This is a genomic window from Dapis purpurea BLCC-M126, assembly GCF_050015975.1.
Classification (GTDB): Bacteria; Cyanobacteriota; Cyanobacteriia; order Cyanobacteriales; family Microcoleaceae; genus Trichodesmium.
This window is the reverse complement of the sequence record NZ_JBNHER010000138.1, coordinates 12,568-38,745: the sequence shown is the minus strand read 5'-3', so window position 1 is coordinate 38,745 and position 26,178 is coordinate 12,568. Positions and strand designations below refer to the sequence as shown.

Annotated in this window: 17 protein-coding genes, 1 other RNA gene and 1 pseudogene; 3 read left to right on the top strand and 16 right to left on the bottom strand. The window is 34.7% G+C overall.

From position 1 onward, the window contains the following. Window positions 1-206 precede the first annotated feature (206 nt). The 4 genes from ACP6PL_RS12380 to ACP6PL_RS12365 form a co-directional block, all read right to left on the bottom strand. A complete protein-coding gene (locus ACP6PL_RS12380) occupies window positions 207-908 on the bottom strand; it encodes a response regulator transcription factor (protein WP_426545564.1) in 702 nt (233 codons plus the stop codon). Between the two features lie 562 nt (window positions 909-1,470). After that, window positions 1,471-3,603: a tetratricopeptide repeat protein gene (locus ACP6PL_RS12375; RefSeq protein WP_426545563.1), complete on the bottom strand. Its 2,133-nt coding sequence runs from the start codon at window positions 3,601-3,603 to the stop codon at window positions 1,471-1,473. Between the two features lie 1,653 nt (window positions 3,604-5,256). Next, window positions 5,257-5,430, bottom strand: a complete 174-nt coding sequence (gene psb34, locus ACP6PL_RS12370) for a photosystem II assembly protein Psb34 (RefSeq protein WP_426545562.1) — start codon at window positions 5,428-5,430, stop codon at window positions 5,257-5,259. 79 nt (window positions 5,431-5,509) lie between these two features. Next, complete coding sequence (locus tag ACP6PL_RS12365; RefSeq protein ID WP_426545561.1) at window positions 5,510-6,346, bottom strand: thiazole synthase; 837 nt, start codon at window positions 6,344-6,346, stop codon at window positions 5,510-5,512. Window positions 6,347-6,684: 338 nt separating this feature from the next. Here ACP6PL_RS12365 and ACP6PL_RS12360 point away from each other — a divergent pair, with 338 nt between their 5' ends. Then, a complete protein-coding gene (locus ACP6PL_RS12360) occupies window positions 6,685-6,819 on the top strand; it encodes a hypothetical protein (protein ID WP_426545560.1) in 135 nt (44 codons plus the stop codon). A 439-nt stretch (window positions 6,820-7,258) separates the two neighbouring features. Here ACP6PL_RS12360 and ACP6PL_RS12355 read toward each other — a convergent pair whose 3' ends face one another. The 3 genes and pseudogenes from ACP6PL_RS12355 to corA all read right to left on the bottom strand — a co-directional run bounded on the left by ACP6PL_RS12355 (window position 7,259) and on the right by corA (window position 10,932). Further along, entirely contained in the window at window positions 7,259-8,128 is an 870-nt protein-coding gene (locus tag ACP6PL_RS12355; RefSeq protein ID WP_426545559.1) for a phytanoyl-CoA dioxygenase family protein, read from the bottom strand. A 1,150-nt stretch (window positions 8,129-9,278) separates the two neighbouring features. Further along, window positions 9,279-9,691: RNase P RNA component class A (gene rnpB / locus ACP6PL_RS12350), an RNA gene on the bottom strand. Window positions 9,692-9,750: 59 nt separating this feature from the next. Continuing rightward, window positions 9,751-10,932 (bottom strand): annotated as a pseudogene (corA, locus tag ACP6PL_RS12345) (magnesium/cobalt transporter CorA). A gap of 592 nt (window positions 10,933-11,524) precedes the next feature. On the opposite strand from corA, the gene ACP6PL_RS12340 reads away from it, so the two are divergent. Then, window positions 11,525-12,745 (top strand): lipid-A-disaccharide synthase-related protein, encoded by a 1,221-nt coding sequence (locus ACP6PL_RS12340; RefSeq protein ID WP_426545558.1) that lies wholly within the window; start codon window positions 11,525-11,527, stop codon window positions 12,743-12,745. Window positions 12,746-13,280: 535 nt separating this feature from the next. On the opposite strand, the gene ACP6PL_RS12335 is transcribed toward ACP6PL_RS12340, so the two are convergent. The 9 genes from ACP6PL_RS12335 to ACP6PL_RS12295 form a co-directional block, all read right to left on the bottom strand. Continuing rightward, window positions 13,281-13,457: a hypothetical protein gene (locus tag ACP6PL_RS12335; protein WP_426545557.1), complete on the bottom strand. Its 177-nt coding sequence runs from the start codon at window positions 13,455-13,457 to the stop codon at window positions 13,281-13,283. 91 nt (window positions 13,458-13,548) lie between these two features. Further along, window positions 13,549-13,755 carry a hypothetical protein gene (locus ACP6PL_RS12330; protein ID WP_426545556.1) on the bottom strand — a complete coding sequence of 69 codons (207 nt, stop codon included), beginning with the start codon at window positions 13,753-13,755 and terminating at the stop codon, window positions 13,549-13,551. 968 nt (window positions 13,756-14,723) lie between these two features. Then, window positions 14,724-15,596, bottom strand: coding sequence for a leucine-rich repeat domain-containing protein (locus ACP6PL_RS12325; RefSeq protein ID WP_426545555.1), 873 nt, complete (start codon window positions 15,594-15,596; stop codon window positions 14,724-14,726). A 119-nt stretch (window positions 15,597-15,715) separates the two neighbouring features. Beyond that, window positions 15,716-16,750 carry a leucine-rich repeat domain-containing protein gene (locus ACP6PL_RS12320; protein ID WP_426545554.1) on the bottom strand — a complete coding sequence of 345 codons (1,035 nt, stop codon included), beginning with the start codon at window positions 16,748-16,750 and terminating at the stop codon, window positions 15,716-15,718. A 73-nt stretch (window positions 16,751-16,823) separates the two neighbouring features. Further along, complete coding sequence (locus tag ACP6PL_RS12315) at window positions 16,824-17,537, bottom strand: M15 family metallopeptidase (protein WP_426545553.1); 714 nt, start codon at window positions 17,535-17,537, stop codon at window positions 16,824-16,826. 210 nt (window positions 17,538-17,747) lie between these two features. Then, window positions 17,748-18,308, bottom strand: coding sequence for a PIN domain-containing protein (locus ACP6PL_RS12310; RefSeq protein ID WP_426545552.1), 561 nt, complete (start codon window positions 18,306-18,308; stop codon window positions 17,748-17,750). A gap of 18 nt (window positions 18,309-18,326) precedes the next feature. Next, on the bottom strand, window positions 18,327-19,535 hold the full coding sequence (locus tag ACP6PL_RS12305; protein ID WP_426545551.1) for an ImmA/IrrE family metallo-endopeptidase: 1,209 nt from the start codon (window positions 19,533-19,535) through the stop codon (window positions 18,327-18,329). Window positions 19,536-19,546: 11 nt separating this feature from the next. Further along, window positions 19,547-20,995, bottom strand: a complete 1,449-nt coding sequence (locus ACP6PL_RS12300; RefSeq protein ID WP_426545550.1) for a 7-cyano-7-deazaguanine synthase — start codon at window positions 20,993-20,995, stop codon at window positions 19,547-19,549. Then, window positions 20,992-21,606: a hypothetical protein gene (locus tag ACP6PL_RS12295; RefSeq protein ID WP_426545549.1), complete on the bottom strand. Its 615-nt coding sequence runs from the start codon at window positions 21,604-21,606 to the stop codon at window positions 20,992-20,994. Before ACP6PL_RS12295 ends, ACP6PL_RS12300 begins: the two co-directional genes overlap by 4 nt. Window positions 21,607-22,265: 659 nt before the next feature. Here ACP6PL_RS12295 and ACP6PL_RS12290 point away from each other — a divergent pair. Next, window positions 22,266-26,150, top strand: a complete 3,885-nt coding sequence (locus ACP6PL_RS12290; RefSeq protein WP_426545548.1) for a Yip1 family protein — start codon at window positions 22,266-22,268, stop codon at window positions 26,148-26,150. The last annotated feature ends 28 nt before the right edge of the window (window positions 26,151-26,178 follow it).

Sequence of the window (26,178 nt, the reverse complement as noted above, 5' to 3'; positions counted from 1 at the left end):
GAATATAAGGAAATATTATTTCTTTTCTCTTGGTCGATTGGATATGGCGAGGTTTCCTCGCCGTCCCATCCTAACGGACTGCTCCGCAAACGACCGCTTTTTCCTCTTGAAAGAGGAGGCTTTAAACCTGAATTATTTAATTAATAATTAATAATTAATAATTATTCGGTAACTATAGTCAAGTCTTGGTTTTGGGAGGATGTAAACTAATGATTAGATAATAGAATATCTAACTTATAGCCCACACCCCTAACAGTTATAATCTTAGGTATACGATCATTTTCATACTCTAACTTTTTTCGTATTTGGCCAATATGCACGTCCACAATCCGTTCATCTCCCACATATTCACAATCCCAGACTTCTTGGATTAATTCTGACCTCTTCCAAGCACGACCAGGTTTACTAGCCAAGCAGTATAGTAGATCAAACTCTAGCGCTGTCAAAGCAATTAATTCTCCCTTCACTTGAACTTCTCTACCAAGAGGGTCAATTGCCAAATCTCCAACTATTATACTTTCTGCCTCTGGAGTTGAAACTAATCTTTGGCGTTTTAAAATAGCTCTTACACGAGCGCCTAGTTCTACTAGACCGAAAGGTTTTGTAATATAATCATCTGCACCCTCTTGAAACCCTTGTAATTTACTTTCCTCATCTGCAAGACTTGTAAGCATTAAAACAAAGACATTTGTATTCCTTTGCATTTCTTGACAAAGTTTAAAGCCGGTTGTATCAGGTAAGTTTACATCTAAGACTACCAAGTCTGGAGCAAATTTATTAAATAATTCTAGAGCTGTTTTACCATCTCCAGCAGACTCTACTTGATAGTTTTGTTGACTCAAATACCGATGAATTAAAGTTCTGATTGCTGGGTCGTCATCAACCGCTAGTATCTTTGCAGGGGCCATGACAAAAATATTAAATATCAACTAAAATATTGTAAAACTAAATCGCTATTTTCAATTAATAACTAACAATGTTTTTCAAACTGAAAAGGTTATTTTATTTAAACATTAAAACTATAATTTTCTGATTTTTCAGAGGTCAAAACTTAAATAAGTTGATTATACTTAGTTATATTATGTCCAGATAATTAGTTATCAATAAAATAAAAATAGACTTAAGTAGGACTAATAATTATTAGTCTCTATTATTATCCATATTGTTAAGAGTACCTATTACCTATCACCAGTTATTTATAATTATTCAACAGGACATGATTTTCTTGGTAAAGAAAAAAATTATTCATGCTATTGAAACCATTGCTTATATATTTCTCTAGCACAAGTTGATAATTACAAAGATTTGTATTCGGCCTTATACTTTATATTTTTACTATGTACTACTACCTAAATATTCGGATACATAATAGTATACACTATTCTAAATTATATCATAATAAAAGTAATTTACCTTAACTAAGTTTCACCGTTGACAAATCTATAGAATAACAATATTATCTGAATTTGATTACAACATCACTAAAATTTTAGGTAACAAGTGGCTAGGAATCTTGGAAAAAGCTAAATTTTGACCTTTCATCCCATATTTACTATAGAAGCTACGGATAATTCTGACAATATAATTCATAGTAATATTTGGCAATTCTACTTGATCCACATTAGTCTTCTCCAAACCAATATAAGCTAGTAAGTGATAATCCAAGGCTGCTTCTAAATTACTCATTTGAGTATCTTTTGTATGATTAGCTTCTGTGGCTATTTGATAATAGGCAAGTCCAATATTGTTATAGGTGGCCAATAGATCGAAAGTAAGTTGAGAATGAGAAAATTGTTGAGCAATACTTACTGCTTGGGAATAAGCAGCGATCGCTTCATGAAAAAGTTGACTCCGAATTTGATTTTCTTCAAATTGGTTAGCTAAATGCCAATAGGCAGTACCTAAGTTATTTTGTGTTGCAGCATAAGCAAGGGGAAAATTTTCTGAAGTGCGATACTTAAGGGCAAGTAGATAGGCATCAATAGCTTTGAGAATTAGAGTTTCTGCTCCTTCTGTCAATTGAGCTAAGTTCCAATAAGCTATCCCTAAGTTATTTTGAATCATGGCATAGTTCAGAGGTTCGATTTCTGGCGTAAAGTAATCAATAGCTTCAGCATAAGCAGAAATTGCGTCTTGCAAATTCTCAACTTCTTGAGTGTGTTGAGCTAAATTCCAATAAGCTGTCCCTAAGTTATTTAAGGTTGTGGCATAATCTTGAGCATCAGCTATTTTATCTAGATAAAAGATGGCTTCTTGATAAGCTCTAACGGATCTTTCCCAATTCTGTTGTGCCTCGTGATGGTGAGCTAAGTCCGCGTAAGCTAAACCTAAGTTTTTTTGTAATCTGGCATAAGTATCTTTTTGGGATGGGGTAATTTCACCCATAGCCATTTGATAGAGAATGATACTTCGCTCCAAATAAACTAATGAATCAGACTTGCTAAATTTGATTTGACGAGATAGCATCCAGTAGAGGGTGCCTAGGTCGTTAAGAATGTCAAGAATAGGAATTTGAGATGGAGAAAATTGGCTCATATTTCCTATATCTTCAAATGTCCACTCGATGACCATCTCATAAGCACGAATGGCAATGATTAGACTTTCCTCTGACACTTTCCCTGCTAAGATGCGATCGCGGTGAAAATCCCCCAATGTTTGATAAGCTAAAGCTAACTCTGGAGATGGATATTCAGATTTATTCAATTCCTGAATTTCTTTGAGAATCTGAAACTCTTGTTTTTCTAGGGATGTTTTTTCTTTTCCAGACTTTCTAGAAATTTCTGCCCATACTAAATTTGTTAGTTCAACTAATTCTAATTCTGGCTGTGGAATATTCTCCTGGTTTTGGCTATGCTTAATAGGCAACTCTGGCAGTTTTTGTGGAGCGGGGGGAAGAAGATAAGCTTGAGAATTTTTTGATTCAACAGTGTAAGACTTTTGTTCGAGTGCCATTAATGGTCTTACTGTGTTGATAGAAGGTGAGCTAGTTATTGATGGAGAGAAAGATAGAGGTTTTGTTTTGTTTGGGAATGATGATTTGTTTTCTCTAAGAGTTATTGGGGTGGGATCTCCTTCAAATTCAAATATACCTGTATGCCAATTCCAAAATTCTGGCGCTGATTGTTTGATACTATTTAGCCAAGGTTTAGTTATCCAAAGTAAGATGCTAGACTCTAATTTTGATAGATTTGTTGCTATTTTTTTGAGATTGCTAATAAATGACCATTGAACTACTGAGGGTTGTTTGGTCAAGTTTTCTGTTCCAATAATTTGAAATCCTAAGATTTGATATTCTTCTGTTTTTTGAAATTGGGGGTTTTCAGCAAACCATTGATTAATTTGAGCTACTGGATTAGGATGACTTAGGTTTAAATTTAAAGTAACAAATAATATATGTTTATTCTTGTTTGGTTGTTGTTCAGTATAATCAATAGTATTGGTTAAATCTACTTCTAAATTTTCAACTATGCTATTTCTTAGCAGTTGGTTATCACATACAGCTATAAAAATTTGGCGACGTAGATTTAAGGATAGAGCTTGTTTTAAGCGTTGATAGATTTGCCGATTCAATCTAGATATTGTTGGGGCATTAATGTCTATCACAGTTCTATTAGGGGGTAAGTTAATTTTTCTAATGTTGACTTGATTTTATGATATAAAAGTTAGGTATGATATTAAATTTAACCAGGCTATTTATAAAGATGTAATCCTCTTAAACTATGTTTGTAAAATAAGTATTTAGGGACTTATTTATCAACTCAATACTATTTATCAACTCAATACTAAATCTTGAATAATGGCAGGGATTTAAATCTGCTTGGTTGATAGGTTATCGGTATTCATACTCCTCTCCTAAAATCATGGTGAATTGGAGGTTATAAATAGTTGTGTTTTTACCTATTCCCTATTCCCAGTTAACTATTTAGATATCTCCAGAAAAGTTTCTGGGTTCTCTTTGATAGTAATTATGAGAATATAATTTTTTTAGCCACTTCCCACACCTCCTACACTTCCTATTGTATGACTATGCACCACCATCTTCGTTTCTGAAACCCTGATAAAACCCTTCCAAAATCAGTATTTTTGAAGAAGTCTATTCTCTATCTCCTTTTTTATATTTCTTGATACATTTAATCTTTTATACCATTTTCTGAGCTAGCTGGGTGAAATCAGACTTTTAGAATAAATCAGCAACTTATTTTCACCGCATTTTACCAAGGGTAAGGTACAGGTGTCATACGCAAGATGTTCGTGCTACAAAGATTTTATCATTAATATTTGTACTTCATATACCTGGAATCTGCTCTATATGACCTGGTCATACTTCTATAAGTCATGTTCATTAATTGATAATTGATAATTGATAATTACCTCTGGTTAAAACCGTTCGGGAATTGAATATCAGGAAATATTATTTCTTTTCTCTTGGTCGATTGGATATGGCGTTTAGCTGGCGCACAACGCGCGTTAACGGCTGTCGCCGACATGAAAAGCGGAGCGGCTCTGTTAAGAGCGGGAAACCTCGCCATCTCATCCTACGGACTGCTCCGCAAACGACCGCTTTTTTCCTCTTGAAAGAGGAGGCTTTAAACCTGAATTACCGAATAATTAATAATTAATAATTATTCGGTAATTATTACTTTTGATGAGGTACAAAATCTAGGTTTTAGAAAGCAACAAATTTGCTCACAAATAACAGAAAAGAATAAAAAAAGTTGACCTCACTAACTTAAGAAACTCTATATAAAATAAAAAATTCAATATCATATTGATCTTATCGCTGGAGCAACAAATAAGCCATAATACTTACAATTAAGAAGTTATTTAGTGAATTCTGATAACTAGAGCAAAAAATATACATCAGGCTTCTTAATTCCCAATAATTAATAATATCAAATCTGCAAAAGTGTACTGTTGATCCTAAAAAAGGTAGTAAATATTAGGTATTAGGAGGTTCAGGAAAAATACAAAAATGTCAAGTATTAGGATGGCTATCTGAAAAAAAGCTATTCTCTCACTTCCGTAGCAATATCCTTATTCTTCCAATCTCCCTATTTCCCTGAATATAATAAATCTTCAACCATGATATGACTCGGTCTTTATAACCCCTAGAAACAGCCTAACTATTTGTAGCAAAAATTTATCAAGCTTAGTACAATTTCATAATTTTAATTAGAGTTTTAGATCCAAAATAAAAACTAGACTTCTGAAATTTCAGAAGTCTAGTTAAGCCTTTAAATAATTTCTACTGAAAATCTAAGCTGAAACAGAAAAAGCCACAAACATCAAACTACCTACCAATACAACTCCTAAAGCTCCTAAAATAAGATAGTTCATTTGTTGTTTCTTATCTGGAGCATCAGCTTGATAAACTTTTGGCTCTTGAGCAAAATTATTTAAACGTCCACCTTCTTCTGTAGTATATGGCATAATAAAATGTCCTTTTTCCTTATTATTTTTTAATTATTACCTAGACTAACAGAAAATTCGCAAATATAGGAAATTATTACTAGAGGCCAGAGCTGTTAATCCTTCCAGTTAAGGGAGAAGAAGCAGTTGCATAATCTTTTTTCGGTATTCTGCCAGCTAGATAAGCTAAACGACCTGCTTCTGTGGCCATTCCCATTGCTTTAGCCATGACGGGTGGATTTTTAGCCAGAGCGATCGCTGAGTTAATTAGCAAAGCATCGGCTCCCATTTCCATTGCTTGAGTTGCTTCACTAGGAGTTCCTATTCCTGCATCGACTACCACAGGAACAGTAGAATTATCAATAATTATGGAAATATTGGCTGCATTTTGGATTCCCTGGCCCGAACCTATGGGTGAACCCAAGGGCATAACTGTGGCACAACCAACTTCTTCAAGTCTTTTAGCTAGTAGTGGGTCAGCATTAATATAGGGTAAGACTGCAAAACCTTCTTTGATTAATTGTTCTGCTGCTTGTAATGTACCTATGGGGTCTGGTAATAAATATTTAGGGTCAGGAATAACTTCAAGTTTGACAAAATTATTATCTTCTTGACCTAACAATTTTGCCATTTCTCTACCCAATCTAGCTACTCTAACTGCATCTTCAGCAGTTTGACAACCAGCAGTATTGGGCAACATCCAGATTTTTTGCCAGTTTATAGCTTCTGCCAACCCTTCATGACCAGGAGCTTGAGTTTGTACCCGTCGTACTGCTACAGTAACAATTTCACATCCACTAGTCTCTATACTTTGCTGCATTGTCTCAATAGTGGGATATTTACCTGTGCCTGTCATTAGACGGGAGGCAAATTTTTTACCAGCAATAATTAGAGGTTGTCCTAGAGTTTGTGCAGTTAATTTTTCTACTGTCTGCATTGTTTAATTTTGATGTTTACAACTATTTTAAATTTTTTATAGCACTCGGTTTCGGTATCCCAGATAAAAACGCTATATTAAATTATTTTTTTGAATAAATACTGCAAAGAAAATCCTAAACAAAACTGTATCGGATCTATAGAACCCCTAAGCGTATTTTTTACATTGATTTTCCCTTTGACAGAATTTGCGGTCGCGAAGCAGAACGGAGTTATATCGCTAAGAAATTATAGTTTTTTATTGAATAAAAAATCATGTATAGATGCGAATTATTCAATCTCACCTTTATGATATTACAAAAATTCTTTGACGCGCTAATTTTTCCAGAGCTTCAGAAAATGAAAAAGTTGGTAATTTTCCACTCAGGAGGGATAGGTGAAAATATTCGACGATTGGAAAAACTAACATATATTTTACAGGAAGCTCCAGAAGATGAAAATATTTCTGGTATTGCTTTTGGGGAAAATTCCTAAATACTTGATTGTCTGTTACTAAGGAAATTTTGTTGAATAAAAAATCATGTATAAATCCAAATTAACCCATAATATTTTTATGATATCACAAAGATTGTGAGGATGGAAGGGAAAATTCTTTGACGCGCTGATTTTTTTGGAGCTTCAGAAAATGAAAAAGTTGTAGTTTTCTACTAAGGAGGGATAGATGGAAAGATTCGACGATGGGAAAAAGCAGCATATATTTTGGAAGCTTAAGAGAATGCAAAAGTCTAGTGCTAGCTAACATAGCGATCTAAGCGAATGAATTTGATTCTAATCTTAAAAATAGGGGAGTATTTTTCAATCTTTTTCCTGTATTGCCCCTATTCCAAATTACTAAACCAACATCTTAGGTAATTTATTATTTCTCAAGCCTAAAAAACTTGATACTAAAGAAAATACCAAGTAAATTCTATAATTAACCATAAGCACCATGAGGTAAAAATCCCAAGATTCGCTTCAATCTTTCATCTGCTCCTTCATAACAATGACTTGGCATCTGATAATTCATAAATGGTGCATATTTATGTCCAACTAATCTTTTTCCATAAGTAACCTGTGTAATATAGCGGGTGACTGAAGATGAATTTCTAGAACCTCTATGCCAAACTTGATTGTTGAAACAAACTGCAGTACCCATTCCTCCAAGGCAACTATGAATTTTATCTTCATATCCTGAAATATCGCCGTCGCAAAATTTACCAAAAAGATGTGAACCTGGGATAACTTGGGTTGGTCCATTGTCTGGAGATAATACATCCGTTAAGTAATAATTAACAGTAAATGCTAGAACATTCAAGCGAACATTACTTAGGGGTTTACCATCAAGGGAAAGAACGTGTGGTGTATCATCTTGATGCCATACATTGCTTGCTAATCCATCAGTTTGAGGAGGAATTTTAAAAGAATTATTGTTAATAACATGAACAACATTAGCGTTAGGAATTCCATCATTTATTGAGTAACCTGTTCCATTAGCTCCACCGATTAAATGTTCTGCAAATGTAACAATTGGTTCCATGGCAAACAAGTCTAGATTATCTTGGGAATGCTCAAACATTCGTTCCATTATTTTGATTGATGTGTAAGCTTTAGCTACTGGATTAGAACTTTCATATTTTGCCTCTTCAGTTTTATTTAAAATTTTGTCTAAGTCATTTCTCAGAAATTCACATTTTTCTGGTGTTAATACCTTGGGAATTACTAAAAATCCATTAGCATGAAAAAATTCGATCCAGTAATTTAATTGCTCTGTTGATGGTGTTGTACCAGCCCAATATTCTGACATTCTATTCTCCTTAATTCATCTGATTACAAAACACTTTATACCAATTTTCTATGAGGCTGTAGAGAATTATGAATTTATTAATTTGTCAGTCTTTGTTGATATTCAACTGTGAGTTAACTTTTATTCTCTGCAACTTCATATGAATTTTCTCTGACAAATCTAAAAAGTAGATAAACATTCGGCGATTAGCGATTGGCTTTGTTGCTTTTAAATGTTTGAAGGAAGCAACTGATAAAGTTAGCTGAATACCTCTATTCTTAGCTTTTAATTATCGCTCAATCTCTCAAGATTCATTTCTCCAGGACTTACGAAAAAATCAAATTACACACCATTTGTAAGGGCGAATGGCATTCGCCCTTACTAGATATAGTTGCTCTGCTTCATTAATTGATAATTGATAATGGATAATTGATAATTACCTCTGGTTAAAACCGAGAGGATTGAAGATAAGGAAATATTATTTCTTTTTTTCCCCTTATAAAGGGGAGGCTTTAAACCAGAATTATTTAATTATTAATTATTAATAATTAATAATTGGGTAAGTCCTGTTCTCTGATCAAAATAATGAATTGATAAATAATGGCTAATAGCTGATAGTTGACAGCTCAATGCTTACCAAATAATTAATAATTCTATGATTCTATGATTCGGGTTAAAAGGCTCCCTTTGTCATGAATAATGAATAATGAATAATTGAAAAGCGAGTAGTCTAGTCAGAGACTCTCTTATTAATTATTAATGCTCCTCAAGGCTCCCTTTGTCATGAATAATGAATAATTGAAAAGCGAGTAGTCTAGTCAGAGACTCTCTTATTAATTATTAATACTCCTCTAAGTAAGAATTATTAATTGTTTCGGCTGTCGCCAACTTAACGAAATCAGAAGTCAGTAGGGGCAAATGGTAATTCTCCCGTACAGATAAGGGAGCCGTTGGATTGCCGACATATGTTCTTGTAACGGAGATTTACGCCCCACTCCAAAAACATTTCGCTTTAAAAGGCGGGGTTTAGACACAATTTGTTTGATAAAGATTGTTAATTGTTAATTACTGAAAAAAATAGAGATTCTAGCAAGAAAAATTTTAACTCCTGACATAAAAAAATCTCAAGGCTGCATATATCAATGTCAATGTCAATTGCTATAAAAAAATAAGGAAAAAGTAGGAAGTAAGCCGGGTTCTGTTCTCTCAACTAAAACCAGCTAAGAGGGCAGTTATCTATCTGGGATGTCTGTCACCAGACACCTCTTGCGGTACACCTAACATCACAGATAAATCTGTGATGCAACGGAACTGGAAAAAGACCAACCATTGTTCCTCCGACCTTGCTCCCCGCCGGGGTTTACCGAGCCAGTGCCTCACGACACTGCTGGTGCGCTCTTACCGCACCTTTGCACCCTTACCTGGTATACTTAAACAATATTTAATCTACACAGGCGGTATTTTTCTGTGGCACTATCCTCACGATCGCTCGCACTGGGCGTTATCCAGCAAGCTTGGTATTTTGGGAGCCCGGACTTTCCTCAGACCTCAAATATTGAGTCCGCAACTGCCTCTCCTACTTTTTCCCTATCTAGTTTATTGTATCAAAATAATCACCTCTTGGAAATATTTATCTCAAATATTTAAGTATTTTTTCCTCGATCATCTTCTTTAAGAGTAGTTGAAAAATTATGAAACCATCCTCTTCGCCAAAAGAAATAAATTAAAAAAATTGCTGTAGTAAACATTACTAATAAGCACATAGGATAACCATAATACCAATCTAATTCTGGCATATTTAAAGGAGATTCTTCCGGGTCAAAATTCATTCCATAAACTCCAGCTATAAAAGTTAATGGAATAAAAATTGAAGAAATTACAGTTAGCAGCTTCATAACTTCATTCATTTTATTACTCACAGATGATAAATAAATATGCATTAAATCTGAAGCCAAATCTCGATAAGTTTCTACCATATCTCTAAGTTGAATTGTATGTTCATAACAATCTTTAAAATAAACTAATACATCAGAATTTATTAAGTTACTACCATCTCGAATCAGAATATTAATTGCATCTCTTAATGACCAAATAGTCCGACGAAGCGTTAATAGTTATCGCCTCAGTTGATATATTTTTTGCATGGTCTGGCGATCTGGTTTAAATACTACTTCATCTTCTAAGGTCTCTATCCTTTCCCCATATTCTTCTAAGACTGGAAAAAATCCATCAATAATTGTATCTAGTAGAGAGTAGGCTAAATAATCGACTTTTTGTTTCCGAATAATCCCTAGATTATTTTTAATTCTTTCTCTTACAGGCTTCAGACAATCATATTCAGGATTTTCTTGAACTGTGATTAAATATTTTTCTCCTAAGATAATACTTACTTGTTCTTTTTCAAATGGCTCTAAATCTGACTTTATTCTTACCATCCAGGCAATAATTATGATTTTATTTTTGTCGTGTATAATTTTAGGTCTTTGAGGAATATTAACTACATCTCCAACTGTAAGAGGATGTATTTGAAATACTTTTGCCATTTGTTTCCAAGAAGTTTGATTACCTAAACCAAGCACATTTATCCAAGAAACTGAATCAGATTTGAGATAAGGAATACAAGCTTGTGGATTTGATATTTTTATTCTGGTGGCTGTATTTTCTGTATAGTCTATTAGAGCTATTTCTGGCGGTAGAGCATCTGGTTCTAAATCTAAAGTTCCAGGTAAATCTTCTGGATCGTCATAGTAATAGTCAACATGAGATTCTTCTTGTTCTGATGGTAATTCGGGGGAATAAGATTGTAGTTTAAGAGAATGTGCCATAAATTTAAACTTTTAAGGTGATCAAGTATGATATCAAATCCGGTTAATTGCACATAGAATCTGGTCATAGGATATGTCTTGATAATTTTTTCAATTACTTTAATAGATATCTCGCTAAATTCCCCACCGGAGAGTAGTTAGGGGTTGCTCTCCATCTTCCCATCTCCCCATCCCCCCAACCATATAATAAGTATTCAACCGGATTTGATATGATTTCTGGTAATTTTAGTTTTAATTTGATTTTGCAAATAAAAAAAATGGCGTTGATTAATATAGCTATGAAATCTAAATTTTTCAAAGATAAAATGCTTTTAAGTTAGGATTTGGGCAATCACAAGTTCAAGAAAAATTATAGCCAAAATCACCAAAGCTAAAAAAGTAATATAAACTTAAAAAATATAGTTACAGTAGACAGTCTAGATAGTAAAGATTAAGATTTGCAAGTGATTTTGATTTATCTGGAGCAATCATAAATATTACTATCTTTGCCCACCCTACTTATTGCATATCTCTGTTGAATTTTGATAGTTTGAGAAATTACCAAAACCTAATACTTGCCTAAAAAGCTAAATAGTTAATAAAGTTAATAATTATGAAAACAAAAAATATACTTTTCTTAAGTAATGGTCATGGAGAAGATACCCATAACTGTCAAATTATTAAAGCTTTTACAAAAATTTCCTCTGATACAAATATATCAGCTATGCCTATTGTTGGTGCTGGTAATAGTTATAAAAATTTAAACATACCAATTATTAGTCCCACAGCAAATATGCCATCGGGAGGATTTTTATATCTCAATCCTTTATTATTATTTAAAGATTTGGGACAAGGGTTAATTAGTTTAACTTGGCAACAGTTACAGACTATTTGGAAATTTGCTAAAAACTGTGATTTAATTATGGCGACTGGAGATATTGTAGTAGCAGCGATCGCTTATTCGACAAAGCTTCCTTATCTGGTGTTTCTTTCTGCTGATTCTAGTTATTATGAAGGTCGGATTAATTTAGGTTTAATCTTACCAAAGTTACTAAATAATTCTCGATGTTTAAACGTTTTTGCTAGAGATGCTTTGACTGCAAAAGATTTGAAACGACAAGGAATTAAGAAGGCAGAATTTGTTGGGACGCCAGTGATGGATAATTTAACTTCAACAGGGAAAAATTTACAGCTTAAACCGGAATTATTTACTATTGCTATTTTACCTGGTTCCCGTTTACCGGAGGCTGGTAGAAATTTATGTTTGCTGTTGAAACTGGTCAGAGAAATTGTCAGAGTTATGGGAGAAAATTTTTGTCAGTTCCGAGCTGCAACTGTGCCTATTTTAATGTCTGAATTAGAGGAAATATCTACTTGTGAAGGTTGGGAATATCGAGGAGGCAAGCTAACATTTTTAAATCAGGAATATGCAATAGAAGTAATTTGTTATGAGGATGCTTTTGGAGATATTTTACAACATTCAAATTTGGTAATTGGTATGGCTGGAACTGCTATAGAACAAGCTGTGGGATTAGGAAAACCTGTAATTACTATTCCTGGTGAAGGTCCGTCATTTACTTATCGTTTTGCGGAAGCTCAAACTCGACTTTTAGGTTCTTCAGTACAGGTTATTGGTAAACAAACAGCTAATAGTTTGATTCTGCAAGAAGCAGCTCAAAAAGTAAAAGAAACTTTGGCAGATAAACAGTATTTAGAAGCTTGTATTCGGAATGGTTTAGAAAGGATGGGGAAAGCTGGTGCTAGTAAAAAAATAGCTAATTATCTGATGCAGTATTTGAGTAAGGAAGAGGAAACAAAAAATATCCATAATTAAAATTAGGATATTTCGCAAAAAACTTATAGTAAAACACAATTATTTCATTTGAGTCTGAATTACTTTGGGTCAATTTTTACTGCTTATAGCGCTTTTCAGATATATGACCTTATTTCACAATCAAAACTTTGTAGGGAGGTTCCATGGAACCTCCCTACTGTGGTCTACTGATTATGAAAACCGCTGTAATAAAACTGAGACAAATAGTCACACAAAAATCACAAGTTAAAGTCTAATCCCTGTTGAAATTGAGACTGCCGACTATTTTATTTTATCAGGCAATTTTTTAATTAAGTTAATCCTAATAATCTTCTAATTCTTCATCATCGAAGAAATCGTCATCCACTATTAAATCACTTATTTCTTCCTCCTCGTAATGTATTAATTCTATGGGGTTCTGATCTTGGTTGTAAAATATCGATTCGTTGCAAAATCCAATCGCTAAACGTAGAATTTTCTCTAGCTTTAGATTATTAGTAACTATAATATTATCGGTTATTGAATCAGTTTTATCAAAAATTGTAGGAATTAAAATTTATTGAGATTTATACATATCTATATGTTGTTTTGAGATTGCTTCTACCGTTATTTTCATATCACCACTGCTGATAATATTGGCAATAATCTCTCCTGTATTCCTCTCCCATATAGCTCCCCAATAAACATCATTACAATCAGCATCGCCTAAATTAAAAACCATTCGTAGTAGCAATAATACTTAGTCTAAATCCTACAATATCAAAATCAAACCAAAAGTATCTTCCCATATCATAATATGGATCGCTTTCATGTCCTTCAGCGTGCTATAAATGGTGGTCGGGGATATTAGGACAGTTAATATACATCGCTGTACTGCAACGACCTAAAATATTAACTATACGAATAGGCATAAACATTTCGTCTTCAATAAATATCCCCTTTTTATTGAAGGCTTTCTTCAACAACTCTGGTATTTTCACGCTAAAGTCACCTTTAAAAGGAGATAGCTTATTTATACAGGTTGGCCACATAATTATTACTAATATCTCAAGATAATCTTTACATAATTATAGATTTTATTTAAATTTTTATTCAACTCAGGATATTAAATTAGGTTTATGCTTTAAATTGGTAGTTCAAAGGCAAATTAGACTCTATTTTTAAGCTATTGGGACTTAGATAAAATATAGTTATCAAATAGCTGAAAATATATATAAGTAAGAAGTTTTACGTCAAAAAAGTATAGCTCTTTAGCGACCAAGGGTTCCAGGGATTTTTCAACCATAAAATGTCTAAGTACCACTATTCCAGACAGGCGATCGATTGAGAATCATCTAATAATTTTACTGTGCAAGAAGCAGCTAAAAAAATCAAAAAAACTCGAGAATATAAAGAGTATTTATAAGCTTTTATTTGGAATGATATTGAAAGGATAAAAAAGCCAGATTTTACGGCAAAAATAGAGAATTATCTCAGTTAATAAATAAATGGCACAATAATTTCTATAATTAAAGTTAGTTATTCTATAGCAATCTTAAATTGATTGTGACAGTTTTAATAATAGTTAATTTGAGGTGAAAACCTTGAATATCATGACTCCTAACTCCTAACTGCTACTAAAATATTACAAGCGACTAGAGGATTGCTATAGAAAGTAAGTATTTAAAATTCTTCCGTACAATCTAGGATTAAATATTTTTATCCACTAATAAATTAAAACAATCACCTTTTCATTTAGATCTTTTTCTTCTCAAATTATAGCGGTTTTCACAAAGGTAGACTACAAAATTTCTTCCTTCTCTCCTAGATAACTAAAGCCTTCTTCCTTTCAACCCAAATCTCTGTACTCTATATTAATGAAAACTGCTATAAGTATTGCTCATTATCATTATAATAAATTTAGTCATAATTTAATTTATCATTTTTAATTTTTAAAACAAAAAAGAAGTTAATTAAAATCATTACTCCTTACCAATTACTAGCTAAAAACTAGAAAAAATTAAAATCTACAAACTGAACTAGACTGAAGAGGACAGATTTTTTCATTGAGAGGATTTCCTTGTAAATTAAGAGTACTTAACCTAGTTAAAGATTTTAGGGAAGTAGCATCAGTAATCTTATTATCTCTGAGATTTAGAAAAGTTAAACTGGTAAGCTGAGATAGGGGAGTAACATCACTAATTTGATTATCTACAAGTTCCAGATTAGTTAAATTACTTAAAGATGATAAAGGACTAATATCTGTAATTTTATTGTTAGAAAGACGCACTCTAGTAAGCTGAGTTAAATTTGAGAGAGGAGTAATATCAGTAATTTGATTGCGATTTAAGGCAATACTACTAAGTTTAGTTAGATTTGATAAAGGGCTAAGATCAGTAAATTTATTACCCACTAAAGCAAGGTTAGTTAAATTAGTCAAACTAGATAAAGAGCTAATATCTTCAATAGGGTTATTAATCAGATTTATATTTTTCAGTTTAGTTAATTTAGCAAGTGGACTAATATCAGAAACTTGATTATTCCATAAGTCAAGTTCAATCAAATTACTTAAATTAACTAGGGAACTAATATCAGTAATTTCATTAAATTTTAGGTTAAGAATTTTCAGATTTTTGAGGCTAGAAATCGGTCTGACATCCTTAATTTGACGGCGAAATATACTAATTCTATCTGTACTAGAAAGCTTTTTGTTGGCAATATTGCAATCTTCTGTGTCAACTTCTTCTAATAAGAGATTGACAGTATGTTTGGTTTCTTCAGGAAGATTAGCCTTATTTTCACACCATTCTTGAAATGTTGTGTAGTTATCTGTTAGTTTTGACTCCTGGGAAAATGCCGGTAAATAATGACAGATTCCTAAATATAAAGTCAATGTGCTTGAAAGGTAGATTATTGTTTTATAGGCTTGGGTTATACTTGAAAATATTTTTAGCATATTCAGATTTTAGTAACTTACTAGGAATAGATTCTACTATCTTTTGCAGAAAATTGTTAGAAGCGACAAATTGATTCTGGTTGAATAGGGCAATTTTTTTTGCTAACAGGGTTATTTCGCAGATATAGGGATTCTAATTTCGTCAGAGTTGATAAGGAACTAACATCTGTTATTTTGTTACGACTTAAATCTAGTAAAGTAAGTTTACTCAAGGTTGATAAAGAGTCTATTGTTGTAATTTGATTAAAAACTAGAATCAGAGATTTTAGATTATTTAAACTAGAAAGGTTTGACACTTCTGTAATGTAGTTATCGCTGAGGCTAAGATAAGTTAAGTTATTTAGGTTAGATAGAGGCGAAATGTCACTAATTTCGTTCCGATATAAATATAAGTTGGTTAAGTTGTTTAGGTTTGATAGATGAGAAAGATCCCTAATATTATTATCATTAAGATATAGGTGAGTTAAATTGGTTAAAGTTATCAAAGGGCTGATATTACTGATGCGATTAACTCCCAGATTTAGTTCAGTTAATTGGGTTAATTTAGATAGGGGAGATAAATCTTCTATTTGATTAAAAATTAGTTTGAGATGAGTTAGTCTGGTTAAATTGGATAAGGGAGACAAATCTTTAATATTATTATCACTGAGACTGAGGTGAGTTAGGTTGGTTAATTTAGAGAAATCAGAAACATTTCTGATTCTATTACCATCCAGAGATAAACGAGTCAGTTTTGGTAGTTGAGATAGGGCGGATAATCTGACAATTTGATTATCATTGAGAGAAAGTCGAGTGAGATTTTTGAGGCTGGATACTGGGGCAATGTTTCTAATACGATAATTGCTGAGGGAAATAAAGGAGAGGCGAGAAAGTTTTTCCCCTGCTTCAACGCAATTTTCTGTTCTAGCTTTTTGCAAAAGAATTTTAACAGTATGTTGAGCAGTAGAAGAAATATTAGTTTGATTTAAACACCATTCTGTAAAGGTAGAAAAATTTTCTGGGGAGATGGAATTGGCTTTTGCAGAGTTTTGCCTTGAGAGTATTGTTAAACAAATATAAACGCTAAAAAAGACTATTTTTAGTTTTTTCATTGTTATTTATATTTCCAAATTATGTTGATGTTCCATAGGTTTCGATATTCAGTATTTCCCATCAGAAACACTACTACTCTACTCTTCCATATCTTGCCACAACTTCACCTCTACTATTAGATAACCAAGCCCACATTTGGTCGCCCAGAGAAAAATGCCACCATTCCTGTGGATGCTGCTCAAACCCACCATACAACATTACCTCTGTCAATAATTGTCGATGTTGATGATATTTTTGAGCTTCTTTATCCTGACACTCTAAAAAATAATTGGGATATGAGCGAGGGGATAACTCATCAATAGGAGAACCCATATCAACTGTTTGGTTATTAGCATCAACCAAAGTCACATCTACAGCAGCACCAGTGCTGTGAGGTGGTGGTTTAGTAGCATCTAGACTAGGAGTTGCCCAAAATTGATAAACTAGCTCTAAAATTTCTTGACGTTTTGCTTCAGTTAAAGACGGACTATCCAATGTTAAACCTTGAGCTTTTACTGTTTCTGCAAAGGTGTAATCTACCATAAATTGTTGTACGGTAATAGGACGATAAGCATCAAATATTTGGATATGCCAACTGGGATAATTTTGTTGTAGTTTTGTTTGAGATATTATCAAACTATCTAATACTTTTTGACGTAAAAAATAAGGCGAATTTGTTTGAGACAGATGATAGGGCGCACCTAATTTTTGATAGGGATGAGGTGATTCAATAGCAAATAATTCTAAGGGAATTGGAACTAATGCTTCATAACATTCTTGGATTTTAATTTTTTGGTAAGGTTTCATATATTAGTTATCGGTTATCAATACCTCCAGCTAAATTTGGAGGCAAGAAAAATAGTTTAAGTTTTAATTTAAACCAATTATATGATACTAAGGATGAAAAAAGAATGTTAGATAAATCTGATTATAGAAAATAGGGAAGATTGATAGAGATTCCTGGCAAACTTTTATCGAACTTTTATAATTAGGTAATTAAAATCTAAAATTAAAACTTTATTTTGCTAAATTATTTTCCCACCAATTTCTCAGGATATGGCTTTTTGGAGGTGAATATTTTCCTTTTTTTTCAACTGCATTTAGAGCTTCAGATAGTTGTGGAAAGTCAATCTTTCTTTCCTCAGACCAATATTTAATTATTTCTGGGGTTGAGAAAATTTGAAGATGGGGTGCTTCCTGCTGAATAAATGATATTGCTTTCTTATCATCGGTAGCGATCCCCCATCCTCTATGAAAAGCTATGGCAAAAGTTGCTGCCTCACCATCACCGAGATTATTTGCCAGATAATTCACAAATGTTTCAGTTTCGCCGTCTGAGTCGAAGTCAAAGTCTACAATTTTAACTATCTCCCGATCTATAGCTGTCTGAAACTGAATAGCACTTTCATCACCTTCATTTTGCTGACGTTGGAGAATTTGTAACTCTTCTTCTAGTACAACTTGAGTCACTGCAACTTGAGATGGAATAGACTTCAAAATCTCCAGAAGATGACCCGATGCCCAAAAATTTATGATGCAACAAGTGTCTAGAAGAAGGTGGGAGCCAGAAATTTTCATAATTTAATTTAACCTCCCTCATTCCTGCGCCTCGCGTAAATTTATATCGGTTGCTTTATCCATTATTCCACTAGAATATTCTCGTAATATGTTAGCAATACGACGTGCTTCTAGGCGATCGACATTGAGAAAATCTGCAAAGCGCCCTTCAGTAATTAAACCTTGATCTAGTGCTTCAATAGCCAGATGTTGATAGTGAATAGGTGTGGTATCTGTACGTTGAGGAATCGCTTCTAAACCTAGTTCCTCTTGTACCTTTCTCACTTTTAAACCACGGTCTCGCAATCTTTCCCAAGTTCCAGAAGGCAGAAGTTCCATTTCTTCCAACCGATAAGTCAGAGCTTCTACAGACACGCCGTAGTAATGAGCTAAAGTAAATAAATTAGTCGGCGTAAACTTTTGATTTTTATTTTCACGGCAGATATCATTGAACCGCTTCAGTAAACCACTCGTTGGCATCAGAAAATATTTTGGGAAAGCTTCAGCAAGTCGCTCACTTGCTGGCATTCTTTGATATTGAGCATCAGCTAGATCGACTACAGCTTTGCGTCGATGAGCAAGAAAATGTAGATACCCGTGTGCTAGAGACCAACGTCTTCTTTCTTCAGGATGACTAGCATTAATTGCCATACACCCACCAAGTTTTTCATCATAAGTGTAAATCTCTGAATATTTTGATGGCATCTTCAAGTAGAAAATGCGCAGTCCGACAGTCTGCTCCAAGGTATCCCGAAGTAAAGGAATAGGTCCATCTCCAAGTCCTAGTCGCTGACGTTCTTCAACTGCAATAGCTTCGGCAGTACGTTCTATTGGCATCCCACTCACCTCATACTCACGAGGATAGTTTTGTGGAAGCGGTGCTTTCATAATTTCCTCAATTTCTAGGTAATTTTGACAAAATTTCTCCCATTCCTCAATCACAGATTCAATCTGAGATTTTTCTACTTCATTTTGCCGATAAGCTTTCCGGAATTGAACCTGAAAAGGTTCAACTACTGGACGCTCGCGGACAAAATCACTTACAGATATTCTGTAAGCACGAGCAAGTTTAATTAGTTCGGTTGCCTTCAGACGGCGTTCTCCTTTTTCTATAGCAACCATCGTGGTCCTTGCAGCATTAATGACTTTTGCAGCATCAGCTTGAGTCATACCGCATTTATTACGAGCTTGTTGGAGGCGTTCTCCCAACTGCCGTAAATCGATGTTGTCAAGGACATTGTTAGTCATGGTGTTGTCCCTCAACTTTTTACTGTGAAAGTCTGTTGGATCTTGGCGAAATCTCGATCCAATAAATCTCTTTCTATTATAGATTTTACCATATTCCATTCGGAAACGTAAGTCTGATATAACTTGACCAGACTGCTTTGCATATCAGTAATGGACAGACTTTCTGTTTCAGCAGTGCGATCTACTATATCATCTAATACTGGAAATTCTCTCGTCAGAGTTTCCCACTGAATATCGATCTCATTAGAGGTAGTGAGTAGGTCCTGGAAAGTACGAACCTGAGCAACCATATGACGAAAATATAAGGTTTGGTCTTCTTTAGGGGGTTCTCCATGAGGCACTATATAGCGAGTTTTGTCTTCTATTTTTGAGGCAGCAAGAGATTGCTTTCTCAAAATGCAGGAGGAACAATACCCACACTGAATTGGTTGCTGACGATGTGGACTGTCACATGACATAGTTATTGGTGGCAAGTCAATTCTGTTATCTTTAGCTAATGCTTGACACATTTGGCCTTTAGTCCAAAAAAGAAATGGGTTCTTTACCTGAAACTTTTCTCCCAAAAGCTCTGAAATGACATCACTTACCATCAATAGAGTTAATGGGTGAACAGATCGAGAATGGTCTAATCCTATTGCAGATGCACGGTAAGGAAGATTAATTGCTCCAACTCCATTTTCGTAGATAGAGAGAACCTGACTACCCATAAGATATGCACAGGCAGCACCAAGCAAGGTAAATACCACACCTCGCCCACGGGAAAGTTTGTTCTTATGATACTCGCCACTATCCTGGAAGTGAATAGGAACGCGACAGAGGTCACAACGGTTGGGAAATATAGATTGAACCTTTTTTGCTACCCGTTCCTGATTGGCATAAACGATATTATTACTACCACTTCCGAACAATACGAATGACTTTTCTGGGTACATCTGTAGACGAGTGTACAAACCGCCTAAAGCATCAAGACCACCACTCCAAAGTGCTACTTCCGAACTTTCAGAGATAATTGGTAAAACTAATTGCTTTTCCACAAAGCGTCCTGGTGCTTTTCGTTTTTGGAAGTCAAAAACCCATTTGCTTCCAGTTGCCCAGTCTAGTAATTCTTTTAACTTTGTCAGAAATGGTTCAGCACTTAATAATTCTGGATGACGTACTGGAAGCACAACATGAAGACAGCGCTGGTTTTGGTCAAGCTTATGAGGAGCAAGACGGTCTGAAGCGTGAATGGCAACTGCGAGGTCAACAATATCGGCAACAATTGTTGGGAATTTTTTCCTAACCCCGTAAGCAAAATCTTTATCGTCTACATTAATATTAATATCGACTTTTGATTCTTTACCTTTAGAAGAATCGATGAACTTTACAATTCCATTCTTGTTAGATATAGGCCCAAAGTTAAAGATATAATCGCAGCGATCGCTCTCGTTTTTATAAGCAGTAGAAATTGTTTCATTCATAGTAAATTTTCCCCAAGGTCTATCTCTTTTACTTTCTGACGTCGTGGTAATCGTAAGTTTGCCACATCCTCATCTGTATTTACTTGCTTCGCCCATTTGCTGAAAGTGGGCAAAATTTCTAGACCTACTGCCTGAACACGCTTTATCACAGTATCATTATCTACACCATTGTAATGATTAGTAGTCAAAGGAATCGATTGCTCAAAATTTGACTTATATATTTCGTGTATGTACTGCCTAACAGTGAGTTCTACTAATTTGCTAGTCTCTATTGCACTACCGTAACGAATATTATGGAGGATATTCTTACCAGCGCGAAGAACAAGTTCTCGAAGGTAATGTGAACATGAAGCCTGTTGTGCCAGCCGCTCTAATTCTTTACCTACAGAACCCCAATCTCTACATCCATTATCAAAGGATTGTTTCAAACTCTCTCCTATCTGTTTAGCAAGTATCACTGGAGCAGCGCCTTTTTTCTGAATATCCCGTAATATTGCACTCATCAAAACCCTGGCACATTCATTATTATCAGCTTTTCCCTGACAAAGCCACTTGTACGGTTTCTGATAAAGCCTGGAAAGTCTGTCGTGGAGAATATCTCCGTCGGCCATAATTTAACTCACCTCCTTGCCGAGTCTATATATCTAAGTTAGCTCGTCTTTTCAACAATGTCAACTTTTAATTTGTATTTTACTCATTATATGTCAACTTTGTCAGAATGTATTAAAATAGAGTAAGGCCCACTCAGTACACCCAAAGTAGGATTCAAAAAGCTTTTAAGAGAGAAAAATACTAATAGTGAACTAATGAATTACACCAACTATCTTTTTGATAGACTTACCTACAGAATTTGATCTATTACAGTAAATTGAAAAGCTCTATTAAGAGAATTATTTGTTTGATTCATGCTGAACTTAAAGCAATATTTTGCATTTTTATTTCTCAAACACTTTACTATTTTTATGAAAATAACTATCTCTAATTCTCAGTTATAAGAATGCCTGGATAATAATATATTTTTAGTAGGATAAGATAGATTTTAAGACCTTTCAACTATTCTCAATTTTGTCACTATCCCTTAACACCTAATTTTGAGAAAATTTTCAGCAAAAAATAATTTAGTCTAGACTAAATCTGCTTAAATATAATATGTAAAGTTGTTTCTGAAAGGTAAACCATGAATGGCAAAGATATTATAGGATTGAGACATCCAACATTTGCTATGACCTTTTATTGTTCCTTCTAACTTTTTCTTGATTCAATAAAGACTATGACAAAATCAGCTTTCGATCAATTTTGGCATCTCATATCAGGTGCATTAACTCTTAATCCAGAAGTTTATAACCAAATTAATACTCTACCTCAAGGTACACAGGTAGCATTAACTATTGTCTTAATTGCTGGTTTGTCACAAGCCATCGGACAATCTGTTGTACTATTCATTAATAAAGTTCAAAAATTACGCTTTTTCCTCAGCTTAGGAATTTCTGCAATTATATTTGTCTTTGGCTTTGGGTTTTGGGCAATTAGTCTTTGGTTAACTGGGCAAGTATTTTTCAATACCAACGTGGAACTACTAACAGTTATCCGTAGCTTAGGGTTGAGTTATGCGCCTCAAATGTTAGGTTTTCTGATTGGATTACCTTATTTTGGCATTCCCATCAGTGTCCTACTCACCCTATGGACTCTACTAGCAGAAATCACAGGAATACGAGAAATTACGCAACTGAATATTTGGGGAGCATTTGCCTGTAATATCTTGGGATGGATAGTACATCAAGTATCTCAGCGCACTATTGGTCGTCCGATTACTGCTTTTGGGCAATGGTTGTTAAATCTTGCTGCTGGAACTGAGTTAGTCACAGATAGGCAACAACTAGAAGAAATTGTTATGGCGGGAAACGAATCTAGTTCCTTCCAAATTACCACTGACTTGTTACCTCAAGAAACTAATAAACCGCAAAAGCAGAAAATTAAATCGATCTTCAAATATATAATTATTGCATTTATTGTTTTTTCTCTCATCATCCTACTCTCACCCACATCTGGAAATTTATTCTCTATTTGGTTCATAGCTTTTAACGATACGGTTCAACTTACCATTAACTTAGTAGGTATCAGTTTAATTGCTCTTTTATGCTCAATAATTTTTACTCCCCTAGAATCTTTAACTTGGTGGGCGGGATGGTATGAAGCTCCAACTCTCAGATATTCAGGCAGTTTAGTTGCAGAAGTACCCGATCGCCAAGATGCTTCCGTTTATGTTTTGTATTTGGATGGAATTAATCAAGGTACTTACGAATACATACCCATTGTTGAAAATTTTTTAGATAGTTTAGCTGATGCTACTCCTTTAGATGTAGCAATTATTAAGGGTATTATGCCTTATTCTGCCACAAACCGACCTTTAACGGGAGATAGACCTTTAGCATTTTTGTGGAATATTCTTGATTCTATTGCTGATAGAAATCCTGATAACCCCATTGCAGGTATTATCAACTTGCGAAATGTGGCTGCTGTTGCTGTTGCTGCCGATCCCCGTTATGGTCCGATTCAAAATCAGGGATTAGCACAAGTTTTATTCGATAGTCTTCTCCACTTTGGTTATCCTCTGGGTAGTAAAAAACCGATCGCTCTGATTGGTTATAGTGGAGGCGGTCAAATGTCTATGGGGGCGGTATCTTTTCTCAAGCAAGCGACGGGTGCTCCAATTGAAGTTATTTCTTTGGCAGGGGTAATAAGTGGCAATACTGGAGCAATGGAAGTAGAGCGTTTGTATCATCTGGTGGGAGAAAAGGATGGTGTGGAGAAATTAGGTCCGCTTATGTTTCCTGGCAGGTGGCCGCTGTTATTCCTGTCTAATTGGAATTGTGCTAAACGTCGAGATAAGATTAGTTTTATTTCTCTTGGTCCGGTTGCTCATAATGCTGAAGCAGGTCCGATGGGAAGTGAAAGGTTGCCTGATGGTAGAACTTATCTACAGCAAACATTGGATATTATTTCGGGAATTTTAACGAAAAATTGGGGAGCTACTGGATTAAATCCTGATGATTTTAGAACTTTTAGTAATTACGAGCTTTATAAGGAGGCTATATTTAATCATCCTAATTATTATCCTTTAATAGGGAATAGCGGTGCGACCCCGCGTCGGCGACAGACGCAAGGGAATGCGCACCAAGAGAGGGCAGAAGGAGTAGAGGAAGATTTGGAAAATTTACCAACATTACCAACAGCAGAAGGAGAAAATTTTAATGATGCTCAATTTAGCCAACTTGAAATTACTCAAAATATTGAGAGAGAAAATTTAGTCGGCAATAGCCAAAACTCAACAGAGGAAGATTTAGAAAATTTACCAATAGCAGAAGGAGAAAATTTTAATGATGCTCAATTTAGCCAACTTGAAATTACTCAAAATATTAATTCAGAATTTTATCAACCTATCGGTACTTATGTAGGGCGGTTAATTTTACCGACTGCCGAAGAAAGGGAAAAAGTTAAAGGTGTTTTACTAGAACTTCATACAGCAGATTCGGCAAATCAACACCTCATCGGACAAATTGTAAATTTACGTTGGAGTGATGATCCTAACTTACAAACTTATGTTCAGCTTGTGACAACGAATGTTAAATTTGTCGAGCAGGTAAGGGTAAGTAAGCAACAGGGAAATATTCATCCAGACCGAATAAATAATTGGCAAAATGTTAATCCTCTGGAATCTTTAGCAGGTGCCAGACCAGAAGATGATGTGATAGTAGCTTTACCTGAGCCTGTGATAGTTGAGGATACTGGTACAGGTCGCCCAAGTCTATATATTAGTCGCGAACCGATTCAAATTTCTGGTCGTTTTTATGGGTTGGTGAAAATTAAAGAGTTTGTCGGCGACGATTTATTTCGGGTTTCTCACTATAACCCCAACTCTCAGGAATTTGATGGTATGGAGGAAATTGTTTATATTCCTTCTGTGGTTGCTGACCGTAATGGTGTTTTACCTTCTACTAATGAAGGTTTGGAAAATTCTCCTGTAAATTCCAGAGGTTGGTATATTTATGGAGCAAAAAATTCTGTAGGCAAGTTTGTCGTACAGGCGATCGCTCCTCGTGCTTTATTTTCTGTTCAACCTCAGACAATAATTTCTGGAAAAAAAGCCACCTTAGATTATATCAACCATAAATATTGGCAGGAGGAAGTCGCGCCGAAAGGTAATATTGCAAATATTTTCCTCGATCCTACTGAAAAACCAGAAGAAAGTGAAATTTCTGATGCTCCTATTTGGCAAGAAGGGGAACGCGCTATTTTCATGCACGTTTATGGAGGTATTGGCGGGAAAAAACCAGAACTTTCACCCTTGGGAATATTTTTTGGTCATTTTGCTTTTGGTATTGCAAAGGTAGTGCGGGAACCCCTGACTAATGAACTTCGGTTTAATCTGGAATATCGACAAATCTACACGCATAACTGTGATGGAATTATTTCCGGTACCTTATCTTGGATGAGATATATGGGCGATCGACAATGGGGATGGTTAGGAGTTCGCCCTACTTCCGAGATTATTATTAAGTTCAAACCTATGACTGAAGATTATGATTTTAATGGCGTTAAATTTTCCCCACTCAATTATATAGTGCAAGAACTAGATGTAATGGCAGCTCGTTATCGAACTGGAGATGGTAGAGGTACTACTTCTGTCAGTCCGATAAATTCCTGTGTACAAGATTCTAGTCAAGCACTCTATACAGCTTTGAACCGGATGGTCGCCCAGTTGAAATTAAATCCCCTAATTATGAAATGGTTGAGAGAACATCCCGATGATGAACAAACTCAAAGATTTCAAAAGTTGACTAACCTAGTCAAAACTTTAGAAAATCACTTAACACCTTTAGGAAGAGCAAGAACAGACTGGCGTTATGAAGCAACAACTCTAGGAGGTTTCCCTGTAGAAACTCCCCTCGAAACTTTAGGGCAACTTGCAGCAAGTTGGCGATCGCTCCTACCTCGGTTTACTAACGACCAACTAGCAATGATTTTTCTCCAGTTTGGTGCTTCGTTGTCGATATTGCGTACTAATCAAGTAGGTGGTTTTAACTCAAGTATTGAGCCGATAGTTCCTACTGATTTTGTTCTGTTTGTTCCTAGGGTAAATAGGAGTAGGGAGTAAAGGAGTTCGGGATTTGGGGGTATTCGGA